Below are 15104 nucleotides of genomic sequence, written 5' to 3' on the forward strand. Positions count from 1 at the left end.
CCGGCCGTAGTGTGCGAGAAGGGCCCGACCGAAGCCGGGCCCTTCGCTGCACCGTTAGTTCTTGAGGAAGACAGCGACCAGGCTTCCCACGGAACCTAACAGTCCCGCTGCGGCTTGCAGGATAGGCAGCATCGCGCGCATGAACTCAAGCCGCCGCCTGTGTCGCTGTTCCTGCTCTTCCGCATGATCCTCATCATGATCGTGGGAAGTCTTGTCCTCAGCGTCCTTGCTTGCGTTGACCCCGTTCTTTAGTTTGTGTAGATTCAAACTGGCTCCTATAAGTTCGTCACCACTGGAAAGACGACGGAGTTGCTAGCGACGCCTGGGGGGCAATCCCGGGCGTCGCTTCTTTCGGGCCAATGATGGCTCGACGTCGTCGACTGCTAATAGTTGTCCATTGCGGAGAGTGGGTCAAGCAGGCCAGTGGGTAGGGAGCGCGCTGCAGGCAGCCCTGATTGGCTCGTAGAAATTTCTCTTTATCTTGGGACACCAGCGCCCGCTGGGAATTAAAGAGAGCCTGTCACCGGGCCTCACGGAGGCCCTCCCGCCCACGTTTCGAAGGACGGTCAGACGCCGCAGTGCGGTGCGGCCGACTACCGTGGAAACCTTCCCGCATCTTGGGATCGGGCGCTCGCAACTTGAGCGTTGGCGTCAGTGGTACAGGACCGACGTGTCTGCGCGTAGCTTCATGCAGGCCGGAGGCGGGCCCGCCGAGCCATCTCAATCACACCGAGTCGCGGACGACAGCCAGTCCACAGGTGACGAGCACGCCCAGGGCGACGAGCCCGATACGGAGCCACGGCACATCCTCAGCCCGCTTGATGCCGACAGACAGGGAGACGCCGACGCAGCCGGCGACGACCAGACAGATGAAGACCGACAGCACCCGGTACGCCGTGCCGTTCTCAGACCACCAAGCCCAAGTGCCGAACACTGCCGGCACGAACATCAGCAGGCTGAGGGCGAGCAGCGGAAAGGCGATCCTCCACCGCTTCCAAACGCTCATCGTGGTCGGCCCTCCTCAAGGTGGCCCGGGTCGGCCGTGCCGTCCGAGCCTGGTAACGCCAAGTCGCCAGCATCATGCAGCAGTCGAGCCTGCCGCTCGAACTCGGCTCGCTCCTCAGGTGACATCGCATCACGACGGGCCATGGCCTCAGCGAATGCGGCGTGTAGTGCGGTGCCATGCCAGGACATCGACGCAGCGGTAGAGAGGTCCGCTTCCCCGCTGAGGACCGTTTGTGCCAGCGAACCAAGGGGGTCGTTGGGGCCCCGGGTACGGGCCAGCTTGGCGAGCACGGCACGGGCGAGCGGATCTCGGGTGATGTCGTCAGTCATCGCGGAGCCTGCCCCGGGTGCTGGTAGGGCTTCAAATCCGGCAGCGACGCAACTTCCATGCCCGCCTTGACGACTTCGATGGAGCCAGCGATGCCCTTGAAGGTCGCTTCGGCGTTGCCGTAGAAGGTCGAAATCTCGTTGTACAAGTCGTACGCCTGCCAGGCGTAGTACGCGGCGACTCCGTAGCCGAGCACAGGGCCGACCCCGGTCTCGATGGTGGCCGTGCCCACCGCCGACGCGGCGTTGACGATGATCAGCACGTCGATCAGTTTGCTGATCAGACCGGTAACCACCGAGTAGAGCTGTTTCGCGGCCTCGGCTGCGCGGGTGTAGAGGTCGGCGTACTGGTCACAGACAGGATGTAGGGCCTGCGCGGCGATGCCGAGAGACAGTTGGTACTCCTGTTCGGCCTCCGCCGCGTTGCCGCGCCACACGGTGGGCACGTCAGCGGCACCGTTGATCAGGTTGCGGCCGAGATCGTCCATCGCGTCACCGATGATCCGCCACGCGGCGGCACACCGTACGTAGGCGTCCCAGTCACCACTGAACGCCTGGCCCCAGCCCTCGAACGGGTCTTCCCCGAACAGCCAGACGCTGACCTGCCTCAGCCACGCCGCCGGGCTGATCAGATCGGCCAGCGGGTTGAGCTGAAACATTTCAATGCCGGTGGCGTAGTTCGGGGCCACCAACCGCGCCGCTGGCTCGGCGACATCAGCGAACGACACACGGGGCACAGTAGGCCACAGATCCGGCCGGACGGGGCCGGCAAGGGTGCCGCGCAGCCGTGCCGGGTCACGGGCACCGGGATAGCCCTGGTCCAACCTGGCCGCCGCAGACGCATCGGAAGCGGCGTACTCCCGCTGCGCCAGGTTGACCTGAGTTGCTGCGCCAGCGGTCAGGGTCTTGAGCCGTTCTAAGCCCTCCGTCATGCGCCGGTAGGCGGTGCGGTGCGGGCCGGCGAGCATCAGCAGCAAGCCCCGCTGATCGAACGTTAGATCACAGTGACGTGCGGTGTAGCCGTGGGCGTCCGCCGCATCCTCAGACGCGCGATGGAGCAGGTTGTATAAGCCGTTCAGTCCCGCAGGGGCCACGAAGAAATCGCCGCTCATGCCACCGGCTCCAACTGAATGCCCAATCTTGGTGCTCCCATGCGGCCTCCCGCTCGCCAGATATCTAGTCTCACCCACGGTGATCGATCGATAGCAGCCTACGGAAGCTGGTGGCTAGCGTCTGCCCCTGCCGGGCCCCTCCGCCGGGTGATCCGATCGCCTATAGACCCCGACATCATGGACCGCTCATTTGCCGCCTTCTCGTTGTGACGGGAAAATCTCATCCAATCGCTGCTGCAAATTGTTCCCATCCACCAGAACGATCTGGGTGCGGGCATTTAATGCAGCCACCTCGGCGGCCCCGCTGAAGATTCCATTGGTTATGATTGCCCCTCTCTCCGACTTGGTCACTGCGATGGCCTCGGCCATGCGGTTTACCTCGCTAGAAGAAACGACATCCGCCTTCTTGACGCGGATGGCGGAACGTTTTCCCTCTCGTTCGAGGATTAGGTCAGCGAAGGACATGTCCGGCGAAGCAACTATGTCATGACCAAGGGAAGTGAACATTACAATGACAAAATCTAACAACTCCTCATAGCTGAAGTCTTGAACAAATCGACTCTTAGTGGAGTCTAACTCCAGCGCCGCCGCTTGGTCCTCTGAGACGACGTCCCGTGCCTCTTCAACCGTCTCGGGCGACACGTCTTCGGCAAGGTAGCTACGGGAACCTTCGAGAAATTGATCAAGTCGAAGCACTAGCAGCTTCGAGCCGGCTTCTTCGTAGAATTCCTGAACCAACTCTCGACGCGGAGCAACGGGATTTCCTTTGCTGTCTAGTTCCCACCAGTCGGGCTTTGCGTCATTCGTAATCAGGATGACCATGTCGCGCACCGGGCCCAGTAGTCGAGCATGGTCTATCAACTGGCTCCATAAGATGAAGTCTCCCGCAGCTCGGGCGGGGAGCTTCGTCTTAAGGTCGAGATAGCCTGGCGGTATCTCGTTAGGATACCGAAACGAAACGGCGTGCTCGATTAAGGAATGCAGCTTAGGGGCCGGGTACCTTGAACCCACGCGACCTCGCAAAAGAGGGCGAAGCTCTCGCATCACTGGATCGTCTTGATCGCGAACGTCTTGCGGAGAAAGGTCCTGCTCTTCCTTCAATCGGTCATGCTCATCAAGAGCGGGCCGAATCAGAGCCCTTACCGCCTGCTTGATCTCCTCATGCGTGAGTCCGTGGTCGCTCTCATTCCAGTCATTGAAGGAAACTACCGAACTTCGCAAACGCTTCAGGGTGCCAACTGCTGAGTTAAGTTCGGCTGCCGCTTTGTCGCACGCATTCCGCAGCGATTGATTTACGTTCGTGAACTTTGCGTTACGGTCCGCTATAACTTTCGTGCGACTTCTGGCGAACTCAAGGCTTGCCTGGTGGGGTACCCATAGGCGGTCACCCAGTTTTGTCAGGACTGACAGCAATTCGCGGCGCGCTTTTGGAGATATCCGGTAGAGAGCAAGCAGGATGTTTGCATCCAGCGTGACGAGGCCACGCTCAAAGAATAGGTCGTTCTCGATGCTGTGCCCGAACCATCCAGGGAATATTTCTGCGAGCTCCACCGGCTGCCGATCCGTCATTACTGTATCGACTCCTCAAGAGGGAGGGACAAGTCACGCTCAAAGAACGCAGCCTCCATCACCGCCATTCGGCCGGGATTTCTGTGCAAGGTGCCTCTGGCGACCACCGGGCTACGCTTGTGGCTCGTTCGGGCAATTTCGTAGGCTTGCTCGCTCAGCTCAATTCGAACCAGACGTTTCGCGCCGTCTATGAGGGTCTCCACCTCTACTCGGCCCCCATCGTCGCCACTTCGGCTCTTCAGGCTGACGACCACACCGTAGATGACTTCTTGGCTGTCCAGAGGGTCATTCTTCAAGGTTGCAGAGATAACCTTCAGGTTATCCGCAGACTCTTTCGGGAAGTTGAACGAGGTGCCAGCCCCAGCCGGGGCGGTAACTCCGGGTGCCCAAGCGATGTCCACGTTCACCTTGTGAATGATGCTGTCTTGCAGGGGTCGGCTGATAGCCCGGCACATCTCGAAAGAAAGACCTTCGCCAACGGCCTCATTAACCACCCGGACACTCGGCCGGCTACGGGAAGTGGCGATCTCTTCAAGGGCACCTAGGGCGTGTGCCAAGGTCGTCGTTGCGCGACGCTCGAAGGCGGCGGCTTCGACATGCTCGATTAGGTGTGGCTGGTCGGATTGCCAAGGCAGTTCAGGCAGGCGGGCTTGGGTTATGACAGGCACAATGTATGAACCTGGACGTGTGTGGCCCACAAGTGTGCGTTTGGCTTGCTCTCTGGCACTTCTCGGCATCGACCGGCCATAGTATCCACGGCGATGGAGCGTTGAGGCGGCTGCTGAAACGACTAAGTCCTTGGCCGTGGCAAAGAGCTTGTGTCCGGCGTCCAGCGGGATGAACATCTCGCCAAACTCATGTTCAGCTCGAACATGCGTGATGTCTAGGAACTGTCTACTTATGTCGTCCCTAATGGCGGTTGCCGGCCTTTCCTCGACCCTTTCGAGGTCGAGGGTAAGGATATTTAGTCGCGCCTCGAAGTCGGGTGCGTTCCGTCTCCGAGGTACCAGCACCTCGAACTCGTTGTTCTTCGTCCAGAACTCGGCTACATCGCCAGCAGCGGACCGCTGCCAGCCGGCGTTGCTCATATAGCTGATGATGTGCGCGAGGTCGATGTCCGTATCAATCATGAGGCCGCCCGCCGAGGATGCGCTGCCTGGAGTGATCGATCATCGATTGGAGCGCCTTACCGTCTAGGCGATTCTCGAACGGCAGGCGAATCGCCACGGTGGACTGCCCGGCCGCATCGGGCAAGTCCTGGATACGTGCGTAATAGCCCCTGCACCGCAGCAGCAGGTCTTCATCGCCATGCACAATCCAGCTCTCGATATCAGGTGGGACTATTACCACTGCGAGATAGCCAGGCGCTGACCTGTCTGGGGCTCGAAGTTTGTCGTAGGTAGCTACGTCCAGGTCGAAGGAGTGAGCTTCACCCGTTGTCCGGGCTCGCTGCGTGCACTTGAGCTGGATGTCCACCATGGGACCGCCCCTGCGGATCGTTGCATCTACCCCGTCCTTGTCAACGTTCCAGCTTGCCACCGTGAAACCCTCACGCGCGGCGATGGCGTGCAGGTAGGCGCAACTGATCTGCTCCTTCTGCCAAGTCTCCGCCTTCATGCGGCTCCCTATGCCTCCCCTGAAAAAGGCAACATATCGATCAAGGCGGCATCTGGGAAGACTTCAGTGAGATGACAGACCCGGGCTGGCCTGCGAGAGGTAGCGACGCCATTTTGTCAATGTCGGGTTGAGGACAGCTGACTGTCTGGCATGGCCAAATACTCCCTTTTTGAGGCCCGCCCGGCTGCCGCAGGGTTTCAGCAAGCCGACTACGACTGTCCAATCGCTGGCCGTCCCGATCGCGCGTGACCTAGCGACGCATCTCGCGAGAGAGCAGAGAGTTCATACAGCAATCGGACGTTTGCTGTATGATCAACACATGGCCCGAGTGAAGAACGCCCCTGCGAACACTGCTGTTGCCTACATCCGCGTCTCGACTGATGAGCAGGCGGAGTCCGGTGCGGGACTCGCGGCGCAGCGGGCCGCCATCCTTGCGGAAGCGGACCGGCGGGGCTGGACCATCGTGGCCTGGAAGGGCGACAGGGCTGCTTCCGGGAAGTCGCTTGAGGGTCGCCCTGGCCTCGCCGAGGCGTTGGAGCTGATCGAGTCCCGGCAGGCCGAAACGCTGGTGGTCGCGAAGCTGGACCGGCTTTCCCGGTCCCTGATCGACTTCGCCGCCCTGATGGAGCGCGCACGGTCCAAGCGTTGGAACCTGATTGCCCTTGACCTCGGCATCGACCTTGCCACCCCGGCTGGTGAATTTCTCGCCTCGGTCATGGCCTCTGCCGCTCAGTGGGAGCGGCGCATCATCGGTCAGCGCACCCGTGAGGGCCTGGCAGCCAAGAAGGCTGCCGGGGTTCGTCTCGGCCGGCCGGCGTCCCTTCCGGCTGAGGTCCGTACCCGCATCATGACTGACCACGCGGACGGCAAGAGCCTCGCCAGCATCGCCCGTGAGCTGAACGCTGAGAGCGTCCCTACGGCTCAGGGCGGAAAGAAGTGGTACCCGTCTACGGTGCGGGCTGTTCTGGCTTCTCAAGAGCCTGTGACGGTCTAACTGGGCTGATCGGGGGTGATGCCCGCACCCCCGGCAACCATTGATCAGTAATCCGATGGATTGCAGGGGATCACATCCGAGCTGATGGAATTCCCACATACTCGGGGCAATCCCGGAGACGTACACGCGCCTAAATTGATGGGTCCGGGAGGGGAATCGGTCAAAGTTTCGACCCCCCTCCCCTCTTAAGTTAGGCTTCCGCTACCACCGTCATGCACCCGCGATGCCACAGCCGATACCTCGGTTGCCCATGCTGGTAGTCCACCATCACAGTGTCGTCTGCGAGAATGGGTGCCCCTGCGAGACGGGGTGCCTGAGAGGGCTTGGTGCCGACAACCATGTACTCATCGCACCCGCCGCACACCCAGGAGAGCGTTCGTCCTCGCTCATCAGTAACCGCCATGCCGGGCAACGTACCCGTCTGCCCCCGGCAAGCAGGCCCGGACACGCTGGTTTGCCTTGGTGGATTGGTTGGGATGTCAGTAGTAGGGCAGCCGCTAGCTGCCCAATAGTTCCGTGGTGTCGTTCAACTCCACCCCGGCATCAGCGAGCGTCAGCCGTCAGGCTGAGAGCGAAGCTTCGAACCAAGAGAGCTATACAGACGGGGCCGTTAGGCCCCTCTTCGGTTTATAGCTTAGTAGGAACCTCAACAGAGGTTCCCTCTCTCTTTGGAGAGATATGGCGGGGTGACCACCCCCCCTCTCCCACCCCCCTACCTCACGGGGGTGACCACCCCCCCTGATCCCGGGGGAGCACAGGGAGGTAGACCGTCCGGTTCTGGGGACGCTTGCCAGGGTCGTACGTGTCGCCCATAGAGGCGGCAACGTGCTTCTCCGCCTGGTCGCCGGTCAGCACCCGCAGCAGCCCGGCAGCCTCAAGCTCGCGGTAGCCGGTCTTGAACTCTTTCCGGTCGTACAGGCCAGTACGCCTCACCATCTCGTCCTGAGGCACCCATGTGCCCCGGGTCGGCGGGGGCACTGGCTTGTCAGCGAACGAGTCAGAGATCGCAACGGCAGCTTTCAACGCCGTCATGGTCAAATTCCGGCCGTTGGGACGCTTCACCGTCATTACGGCTTGCCGCCACCGGATGCGCCAGTCACCGTGGATCCTCGGGGCCCCCGTCGGGGGCTTACGGGTGGGGGCCCGCGTCGGGGCCCTGGTCGTGACGGTCGATTCCCGGGGGCGGATGACCGCACCTTGAGGCGGTCCGGCGTTCACACGCTCCGGCGGGCAGGTGCCCACCGTGCCCAGTGGAGCCGGACAGTTCCAGAATTCCCCACCAGGGGAAAGCGTCTTAGTGCCGTGCGGGCACGTCGGTTCTCTCATGCTTGCTTGCATCCTCCTTGCCTACCGCCGCTTAGGAGGTCTGCCGTCATCCGGCAGAGCACCCAAACGGCGCATATCGATTCGCTTTAGCGCGTTGCCTTCCTCAATGGCGATAACCAGCCGCTCAAGCAGCCTGATGACTTCCTGTGTCATTTTGACGTCCTTTCTTCGGGCAGGGTTAACCCTTGCCCGTGCAAACGGTCTGCGGTTCGCAAATATTGGCGGCGGCAATCACTAGGCACTCAAGGAGCGTGATCATTTCTTGCGTCACGATGCAGACTCCGCTTTGTTCTCACTGAGCGTGCCCGAACAGCCCTCTAAGTCGCGCCCGCTGCTCCGACGAAAGAGGCGGGGCCCCATTAGCAATTCGCCGAATGCACGCTTCCAACTCGGCACTTTTGAGCATGCCTGATCTGCCGCGATTGGATGCGCGGCCCCTAGAAATGGACAGACTTACCCCCCAGTCGGAAGAGAAGGTGTGTAGACGGCTTGCGCCCGTAGAGACAAAGAACGAGTCCAATCGTTGGACCCGTTCGACGTGGCTGGTTCCCGTTTCCGGGGCTACTTGAGTAGCTTATCGGGCCCCAACAGGGCCGGTGCACGTCGGGCAGTCCTGGGCGGCCACGTTCCCCGCCCTACCGCCGAGACCACAGCATCTCATGGCCGAACACCACGACTCAGAGACCAGCGCGGGCCAACCCGCGTCAGGACTGCCACCACCGGAACACGAGGCACCACATGTAGGCGGACAGGGAGAAGGCGGGGTTGTCGGAGCGATCCGGCAACCCGACTCCCGGCGTCCCGGGCTGGTCGACCTTGCAACAGTGACCAGATCCGGCACCTCACCAGCAACGTAGCCCCTGGCCAAGGGGTTTTACACCCCCAGGGTCATCCTCACCGAACTCTCCAGCTTCCCTTCGCCTGCTTCTCGGGCATCAGCATGGGCCGCTGCAGCTTGCCCTGGGATGCCAGCGCAAGCCAGCCTGCCCACCTGTCGACGAACTCATCCATCGCATCGATCGACAGAGGGGTGAACGGCCGCGCTACCTGCACTCGCGTGAGCCCGGGACCGATGGCGTCCGCCGCGTCAGTTGCAGGGTTTAGCGCGTACGGGTCGTTCGGGACGTGACCTGATCCCAAGGTCGGCGAATGCGTAAAGGCCGTTTCGTACCAGTGGTACTCACCGGCCGTCTGCGCATCGCAGTACCAGAGGGAGTGGCTTCTCCCTCGGTAGCCTTCGTGGTTGTTAGATGTGATGAGACGTAAGTTTGCGTGCGCCACGACATCGAAGACAGCTCCAGGATGATGCCCCCAGGCATGCCGTTCCAGTGAAACCGGGGCCTCGAAGGTCAGCCGTGCCTCGTTTAGTCCGATGACCCAGCCTTCCGGGGACGGCCGGGTCTTGGGGATGTTTACACTGCAGGCTGCTGCGGGAGCGTTCGCAAGGATGGAATCCTTCAGGTAGTCCATCATTCGGATCAACGATCGAATTCCTGCCTGAGCCAGTTCTTCCCTCCGCTCCTCTTCCGAGCGGGCTTCGGATGCTGCGCGTTCCTCATCCCTGATCCGGTTTACCTCAGCAAGGTTCGCCTGCTGCAACTGTGCCAAGCCAGCCGATGGCGTTGCCTCGACCGCTCGCGTCAGGCGAGCGAGCAGGTTGGAGGGGTTCGGTCTCGCATCCGGCCCCTTGAAGAGGCATTCGTCGATCAGCGCAACGATCGGCAGGGGAACGCCGCTGAGCGGCTCGGGGTTCTTGTGCAGGTGCTGTTCGCGAAAGTCGTGCTCGCTTGGGCCAAGGAAGGGCCGGTTCCCCGCAAGCAACTCGTACCCGATCACCCCGAGGGCGTAGACATCTGTAGCAGAGGTTGCTCTGATCCCTCGCCACTGCTCAGGTGCGGCGTATGGGTGGGTCTTCGCGTACTTCTGGGTGTCCGGTGCCGTTGTAGCTTCGGCGTATCGGGAGATGCCAAAATCGGCCAGGCACCAGCGACCGTCGAGCAGGAGGACGTTCTCGGGCTTGAGGTCACGGTGAACGACCTTGCCGCGCAAGTCGCTTAGGGCAGTTGCGATGTCCGCAAGGATGGTCAGTGCCTCGCCTAGTGGGAGCCGGCCTTGCGCGCTCTTGATGTGATCACGCAGCGACTTGTCAGCCCTCGGCATGATAAGGACCCAGTTGTCACGCCATTCGCCGCTGTCAATGATGGGCACAACGTTCTGAGCCCCGGCAAGGTCCACGAAGAGCAGCTCCCGCTCAGCTCCTGGGCCCTTCGGCACAAGCTTCGCTACGGCGTTCGGAACCCGGTCGGAACTCGCCTCCAGCACCCTTCCGAAGCCGCCACGCCCGATGCGCTCACCGAGCGTCCATTCGCTCGCGAGCAACAACCGCTCCCCCACCTTGCCCCTACCTCTCTGCCAGTCGCCCTGTGACCAGCCTACTCAACGTCCCGTGTGGACCTGGGCTTGCGTCGCGTCCCGGCCGGCTGATCCCGTTCGTCGGCTAGATCGACCAGGCGGCCGAGTCAGACCAACCCACGCTCCGCCCACGTCTGCGAGTCCCCCCGCCACCGGGAGTTGCCCAACCTGGCAGGGTCGAGCGAACGCGCACCCCGGTACGTCTTGCCGACGCGTAGTTCAAGCAAAAGGGACACCACCTCGCGCCGCTGGCCGATGGTCAGTCGTTCCCATCTCTGCTCAACGGCCGGGCCGACCAGGTTGCGGACCAGCGGAGGCACCTCAATATGTTCCGCACGCTGTTCGGCATCATCGATCTCGGCGAGCAAAGTCCGCTCGATAGCAGCCAGGCCGGTGGGCGTGATCTCGTCGCGTGCGGCTGCTGCGTACCACTCAGTCAGCCGTGCCCGTTTCTGTTTGACTTCCTCTCGCGCCCGCTCAACCGCTCCCCGGTCCTCTGGCGGGGCGAGTAGGTCGAGCGCATCTGGCCGGGATAGCCGGCCCATGAGCACGGCTACAACGAACTGCTCAAGCACCGTCGTCTTCACCGAGACACAGAACCGTTCGGCGCACACGTAGCCGTAGTGCGTCCGGTTCTTCTGCACCCGTAGCCGGGAGTCGCACACGTCGCAGAGCGCAGGGCCTGAGAGCAGATGGCGTACGGCTGTGTCTCGCTGCGTCTTCCGCCGAGGGTCCGTCAGGATCGACCGGCACACCGCGTACGTCTCTGCGTCGAGCAGGGGTGGCCAGTCAGCATCGCCCACGATCTTCCCGAGGTACACCCGCTTCCCGATGTACCCGGGGTTCTGCACCATCCGGCCGATCTGGCTCAGGCTCCACCCCTTCTCGCCACCCCTTGGCGTAGGAATCCCCCGACGGTTGAAGTCCAACGCGATCGACCGGCACGGCTCTCCGCTGGCCACCCGTCGAGCAGCTTCCCGGATCACCTCGGCGTGTTCCTCGTGAATGACCTGAGCGACGTACTGCCCGGTGTCCCCGTACACCCTCCGGTAGCCGTAGAGCAGCCGGCCGTGGGGCTTCCCTGCCGCAGCGTTGGCGCGTACCGCGCGCATCACCCGGTCTCGGGTGACGTCGGCTTCCCGCTCGGCGAGCAGAGCGTCAAGGCCGGTGGTGAAGCGGTCATCCGTGCGGGTCAGGTCGTACAGCTTGCCCGAGTAGCTGTAGCCGATCCCGTCCCGAGCGCACAGGTTGCGTAGCGAGAGGTACGCCTCCAAGTCTCGCTGAGCCCGGCTGCCCTCCCACATCACCAGCACGTCCGCCTTGCCGCCCTCAAGGTAGGCACGCAGCGCCTGATACTGCGGTCGTTCCTTCTTCGCGTAGCGGCTGGCTGAGCGGTCGTTGTCGGAGAACACTCGTACGACCTGCCAGCCTTCCCGCTGGCAGACTGCACGGCAGTCGGCTTCCTGCTCATCGACGCTTCGCCCGAGGTTGTTCGGGTCGGATGAGACCCGCGTGTAGATCACCGCTCGCATGACCTGGTACCGTAGCACTACCCCTAAGTGACGTTCGCACCGGACACCGCGTTGAGGTGGGTCATCCCGGTGGCGCGGAAGTCCTCCTCCACGGTGGCCGGCAACCGGCTGGTGTCCCCGACGACCAGGCCGGGCAGCAGACCACCCTGGTCGGGCGGGAGTGGGGCGCAGGCGCGGTGCAGACCGGCCCGCAGGGTGCCGGCGGCACGCTGGAGCCACGGCGGTGGCCCGTGCCGCACCGGTGGACCGGGCACGCTCAGCACGGCAGCGGTGAGGTCACCGCCCCGGGGTGCGGCCAGCCGCCCCTGGGCGGTCAGTCGCTGTCCGGGCAGCAGACCACGCCAGGTCGGGTCGGTGGCGAGCACGAGCACGCGTACCGGGGCCCGCAGGCGGTGCCCCTCGGGGTCGGTGAGCGTGGCCAGGTCCGCCGTGACGAGCAGGGTCGCCGGGCGGCCGGGTGCGCCGCGTACCGGGCGGGGATCGTCGCGGAGCACCAGGTCGGCGGTGACCCGGGCCCGGTCGTCGACCAGGGCACGCACCGGGGCGGCGTCCCGCACGTGCAGGCGGGCTCCGGTGGCGGTGCTGCCACAGACCACGCCGAGCAACACGGCGACGGCGATCCAGCCGTACCGGCGGACCGGGGTGGCCGGGGTGCCCAGCACGCCGTGCAGATGCCCGGCGAGCAGCGCGGCGAGGACGGCGGCGGATGCGGCGAGCAGGACCGCCGTGCGGGTGGTGAGGTGCAGGCAGCTCAGCGCCGCCAGCCAGGCCGCCACCGCCAGCCCCGCCAGTCGCAGGTCGGGGGTCCGGTCGGAGGCAGGACCGCCGGGGTCGGTGAGCGGCGTCCCGGCCGGGGTCCGGTAGGGGGCAGGACCGCCGGGGTCGGTGGCCGGTGTGCAGCCGTCGGCAGCCGGTCCGCCCGGCCCTGGCCACCGACCGGCGGTGACGCCCCACCGATCCGGGAGCGGCCCGGGACCGCCGGTCGCACCGTCATCCCACCCGGGACCGCCGGTCACACCGTCACCAGGTCCTTGAGCTGCTCGTACCGGGCGTCGCCGATGCCGTCGACCTGACGCAGGTCGCCCACGCTGCGGAAGCCGCCCTGCTGGTCGCGGTGGGTGAGGATGCGTTGGGCGAGCACCGGACCGACCCCGGGCAACGCGTCGAGCTGCGCCAACGTGGCGGTGTTCAGGTTGACCCGGCCACCCGGCACACCCCCGCCCGGCGCGGCTGGGCCGGCCGCAGCGGCGTCCGGCCCGGTCGCGCCGGGCGGGGCGGTCACGCCGACCAGGATCAGCTCGCCGTCGGCCACCTTCCGCGCCGGATTGAGCAACGCCACGTCGATGCCGGGCAGGACACCGCCGGCCGCCTCGACCGCGTCGGCGACCCGCGCCCCGGCCGGCACCCGGACGAGCCCGGGGCGGCGTACCTTGCCGGCCACCGCCACCACCAGCTCACCTGTCGGCTTCGGGGCCGGGCCCGACGCGGACCCGGCGGAGGACTCCGGCCCGGCCACCGCCGTCGCCGTCGGGACCGGTTCCGCCTCGGGGCGCGACCGCCAGGCCCAGAACCCGGCACCGAGCACCACGACCACCGCCACGGCAGCCAACGCCCGGACACCGCGCCGGCCAGGGTCGAAGGCACCGGGGCCGGGCAGCCGACCGACCGACGCCGGGTCGTCACCGTCGGCGCGGGGCAGCCGGTCGGGGTCGAGTGCCTCGCGGCGGGGCAGCCGGTCGGGGTCGAGTGCCTCGCGGCGGGGCAGCCGGTCGGGGTCGAGTGCCTCGCGGCGGGGCGCCCCACCACCCGGGACCGGATCGTCCAGGTCTGCCTGACGCGACCGGTCGACAGCGGGAGGGTCGACGACGCGCGCGCCCACCCCGGGTGAACCGCCGACGGGGAGACCACCGACCTCCGGTGAGGCGGCCCGGCGGGATCTGGAGCCGCCGGCCGGGCCGGGCCGTCCGGCCGGCACCCCACCTGCGCCGTCGCCGGACGGTACGCGAAGCCCGACCGCCGGCCGGTACGGGCGGGGTGGCGGCTCCGGCGGCCCTGCCGCCCGCACCGTCGACACCCCGTCGGTCAGCCGGTACAGCCGTCGCCGCACCATGGTTTCCTCATCCTCCGACACGGCGCGAGGTTAGGCCGACGGACGGCACCCGCTCAGCCCGACGGAGGTCGGCTGTGGACGACGACGAGGGCTGTGGACAACCACCTGACCATGGCCGGGATCTGCTATGGCACGGGCAGGCAGGACGTGTCGGCCCGTACGTACACCGGCCCTCATCCTCGGGCCCGCGCCCAGGCGACGAAGCGGTCCGCCAGGTCCGCGTGCCAGTCGGGGTTGAGCTGGGTGAGTTGGCTCCCCGCCTCCTGCATCAGGGTGCCGAGGTAGACGAGCGGGGCGGTCCGGTTTCCCCGGTACTCGACGAGGAGCGCGAGCTTGGCCGGCTGGCACGGCCACTCCCTGCCGCAGTTGCGGCAGCGGCACAGCGGGCGCATGGCGACGTGCGGTACGGGCGGACGGCCTGCTCAGTCGGATACGGGACGCCCTGATCAGGGAGAGCCTGATGCCGTGGTTCCGCGAGTGGGTCACGATCGAGCGGCAGGAGATCCTTGAGCGGGACAGTCCGCCACTGTTCGTGGCGGTGTTCGACTACACCGCCCTGGAGCGCCCGATCGGTGGCCAGAAGGTGATGCACGAGCAGTTGCTCCACCTCCGGGAAGTGGCGCAGCGGCCACGAGTCCACATTCGCCTGGTCCCGAAGGGCACGGGGGCGTACCACGGGCTGAACGGCGCCTTCGTGATCGCCACCCCGGCGGAGGGTGACGACGTCGCCTACCTGGACAACCAGCTACAGGGATCGATCGTCGAGCGGGCGGCGGACGTACACTCTCTGCGGCAGGCCTGGGAGTCTGTGCGCGCAGCGGCTATGCCCAAAGGGCCACCCTCAAGTTGATCTCGGAGGTGGCAGAGTCGTGGAGCTGACCGGCGCGATCTGGCACAAGAGCACGCGGAGCAGTGGCAACTCCGGCGACTGCGTCGAGGTGGCGGACAACCTGCCCGGTGTCGTGGCCGTGCGCGACAGCAAGGACCCGTCCGGCCCGGTGCTGGCCTTCGATCCGACGACCTGGCGGTCGTTCGTCGGGTTCGCCAAGCGCGCCTGACCCCGGCACGAAACGACCCGCTCCGCGCGCGGTACGGGCGGG

General features: G+C 65.0%; 13 protein-coding genes and 1 pseudogene. 3 read left to right on the forward strand and 11 right to left on the reverse strand.

Translation table 11 applies throughout. The features are described 5' to 3' along the window. Positions 1-724: 724 nt before the first annotated feature. From AB0C22_RS16630 to AB0C22_RS16650, 5 genes are all read right to left on the reverse strand, one after another. The gene (locus AB0C22_RS16630; RefSeq protein WP_357535696.1) at positions 725-1006 is read right to left on the reverse strand and encodes a hypothetical protein; all 282 of its coding nucleotides are present in this window, start codon (positions 1004-1006) and stop codon (positions 725-727) included. A gap of 325 nt (positions 1007-1331) precedes the next feature. Continuing rightward, positions 1332-2444, reverse strand: coding sequence for a hypothetical protein (locus tag AB0C22_RS16635; RefSeq protein WP_357535698.1), 1113 nt, complete (start codon positions 2442-2444; stop codon positions 1332-1334). Positions 2445-2630: 186 nt separating this feature from the next. Beyond that, complete coding sequence (locus AB0C22_RS16640; protein ID WP_357535700.1) at positions 2631-4013, reverse strand: PIN-like domain-containing protein; 1383 nt, start codon at positions 4011-4013, stop codon at positions 2631-2633. Beyond that, a complete protein-coding gene (locus tag AB0C22_RS16645; RefSeq protein ID WP_357535701.1) occupies positions 4013-5101 on the reverse strand; it encodes a hypothetical protein in 1089 nt (362 codons plus the stop codon). The genes AB0C22_RS16640 and AB0C22_RS16645 overlap by 1 nt, the downstream gene beginning before the upstream one ends. 34 nt (positions 5102-5135) lie before the next feature. Further along, positions 5136-5630 (reverse strand): DUF4365 domain-containing protein, encoded by a 495-nt coding sequence (locus tag AB0C22_RS16650; RefSeq protein ID WP_357535702.1) that lies wholly within the window; start codon positions 5628-5630, stop codon positions 5136-5138. A gap of 319 nt (positions 5631-5949) precedes the next feature. Here AB0C22_RS16650 and AB0C22_RS16655 point away from each other — a divergent pair, with 319 nt between their 5' ends. Then, positions 5950-6624: a recombinase family protein gene (locus AB0C22_RS16655; RefSeq protein WP_357535704.1), complete on the forward strand. Its 675-nt coding sequence runs from the start codon at positions 5950-5952 to the stop codon at positions 6622-6624. A gap of 717 nt (positions 6625-7341) precedes the next feature. Here the strand turns inward: AB0C22_RS16655 and AB0C22_RS16660 are convergent. From AB0C22_RS16660 to AB0C22_RS16685, 6 genes and pseudogenes are all read right to left on the reverse strand, one after another. Then, complete coding sequence (locus AB0C22_RS16660) at positions 7342-7656, reverse strand: hypothetical protein (protein ID WP_357535706.1); 315 nt, start codon at positions 7654-7656, stop codon at positions 7342-7344. Positions 7657-8844: 1188 nt separating this feature from the next. After that, positions 8845-10344, reverse strand: coding sequence for a serine/threonine-protein kinase (locus AB0C22_RS16665; RefSeq protein ID WP_357535708.1), 1500 nt, complete (start codon positions 10342-10344; stop codon positions 8845-8847). A gap of 125 nt (positions 10345-10469) precedes the next feature. Then, positions 10470-11894, reverse strand: a complete 1425-nt coding sequence (locus tag AB0C22_RS16670; protein ID WP_357535710.1) for a recombinase family protein — start codon at positions 11892-11894, stop codon at positions 10470-10472. A gap of 29 nt (positions 11895-11923) precedes the next feature. Continuing rightward, positions 11924-12691, reverse strand: a pseudogene (locus AB0C22_RS16675) (ComEC/Rec2 family competence protein); the annotation flags it as partial. Between the two features lie 215 nt (positions 12692-12906). Continuing rightward, positions 12907-13719: a ComEA family DNA-binding protein gene (locus tag AB0C22_RS16680; RefSeq protein WP_357535771.1), complete on the reverse strand. Its 813-nt coding sequence runs from the start codon at positions 13717-13719 to the stop codon at positions 12907-12909. Between the two features lie 458 nt (positions 13720-14177). Further along, entirely contained in the window at positions 14178-14396 is a 219-nt protein-coding gene (locus AB0C22_RS16685) for a flavin reductase (protein ID WP_357535712.1), read from the reverse strand. A 68-nt stretch (positions 14397-14464) separates the two neighbouring features. On the opposite strand from AB0C22_RS16685, the gene AB0C22_RS16690 reads away from it, so the two are divergent. Both AB0C22_RS16690 and AB0C22_RS16695 read left to right on the forward strand, forming a co-directional pair. Continuing rightward, positions 14465-14854: a DUF5753 domain-containing protein gene (locus AB0C22_RS16690; RefSeq protein WP_255597701.1), complete on the forward strand. Its 390-nt coding sequence runs from the start codon at positions 14465-14467 to the stop codon at positions 14852-14854. Positions 14855-14873: 19 nt separating this feature from the next. Beyond that, positions 14874-15062 carry a DUF397 domain-containing protein gene (locus tag AB0C22_RS16695; RefSeq protein ID WP_219464291.1) on the forward strand — a complete coding sequence of 63 codons (189 nt, stop codon included), beginning with the start codon at positions 14874-14876 and terminating at the stop codon, positions 15060-15062. The last annotated feature ends 42 nt before the right edge of the window (positions 15063-15104 follow it).

Source organism: Micromonospora sp. NPDC048894, from assembly GCF_040649765.1.
In the GTDB taxonomy this organism is placed as follows: domain Bacteria; phylum Actinomycetota; class Actinomycetes; order Mycobacteriales; family Micromonosporaceae; genus Micromonospora; species Micromonospora antibiotica.

Coding starts and splice junctions, on each gene's coding strand:
- AB0C22_RS16630 (WP_357535696.1), bottom strand. CDS start 1,006: ATGAGCGTTTGGAAGCGGTGGAGGATCGCCTTTCCGCTGCTCGCCCTC.
- AB0C22_RS16635 (WP_357535698.1), bottom strand. CDS start 2,444: ATGAGCGGCGATTTCTTCGTGGCCCCTGCGGGACTGAACGGCTTATAC.
- AB0C22_RS16660 (WP_357535706.1), bottom strand. CDS start 7,656: ATGACGGCGTTGAAAGCTGCCGTTGCGATCTCTGACTCGTTCGCTGAC.
- AB0C22_RS16650 (WP_357535702.1), bottom strand. CDS start 5,630: ATGAAGGCGGAGACTTGGCAGAAGGAGCAGATCAGTTGCGCCTACCTG.
- AB0C22_RS16670 (WP_357535710.1), bottom strand. CDS start 11,894: ATGCGAGCGGTGATCTACACGCGGGTCTCATCCGACCCGAACAACCTC.
- AB0C22_RS16645 (WP_357535701.1), bottom strand. CDS start 5,101: ATGAGCAACGCCGGCTGGCAGCGGTCCGCTGCTGGCGATGTAGCCGAG.
- AB0C22_RS16640 (WP_357535700.1), bottom strand. CDS start 4,013: ATGACGGATCGGCAGCCGGTGGAGCTCGCAGAAATATTCCCTGGATGG.
- AB0C22_RS16655 (WP_357535704.1), top strand. CDS start 5,950: ATGGCCCGAGTGAAGAACGCCCCTGCGAACACTGCTGTTGCCTACATC.
- AB0C22_RS16690 (WP_255597701.1), top strand. CDS start 14,465: ATGCCGTGGTTCCGCGAGTGGGTCACGATCGAGCGGCAGGAGATCCTT.
- AB0C22_RS16685 (WP_357535712.1), bottom strand. CDS start 14,396: ATGCGCCCGCTGTGCCGCTGCCGCAACTGCGGCAGGGAGTGGCCGTGC.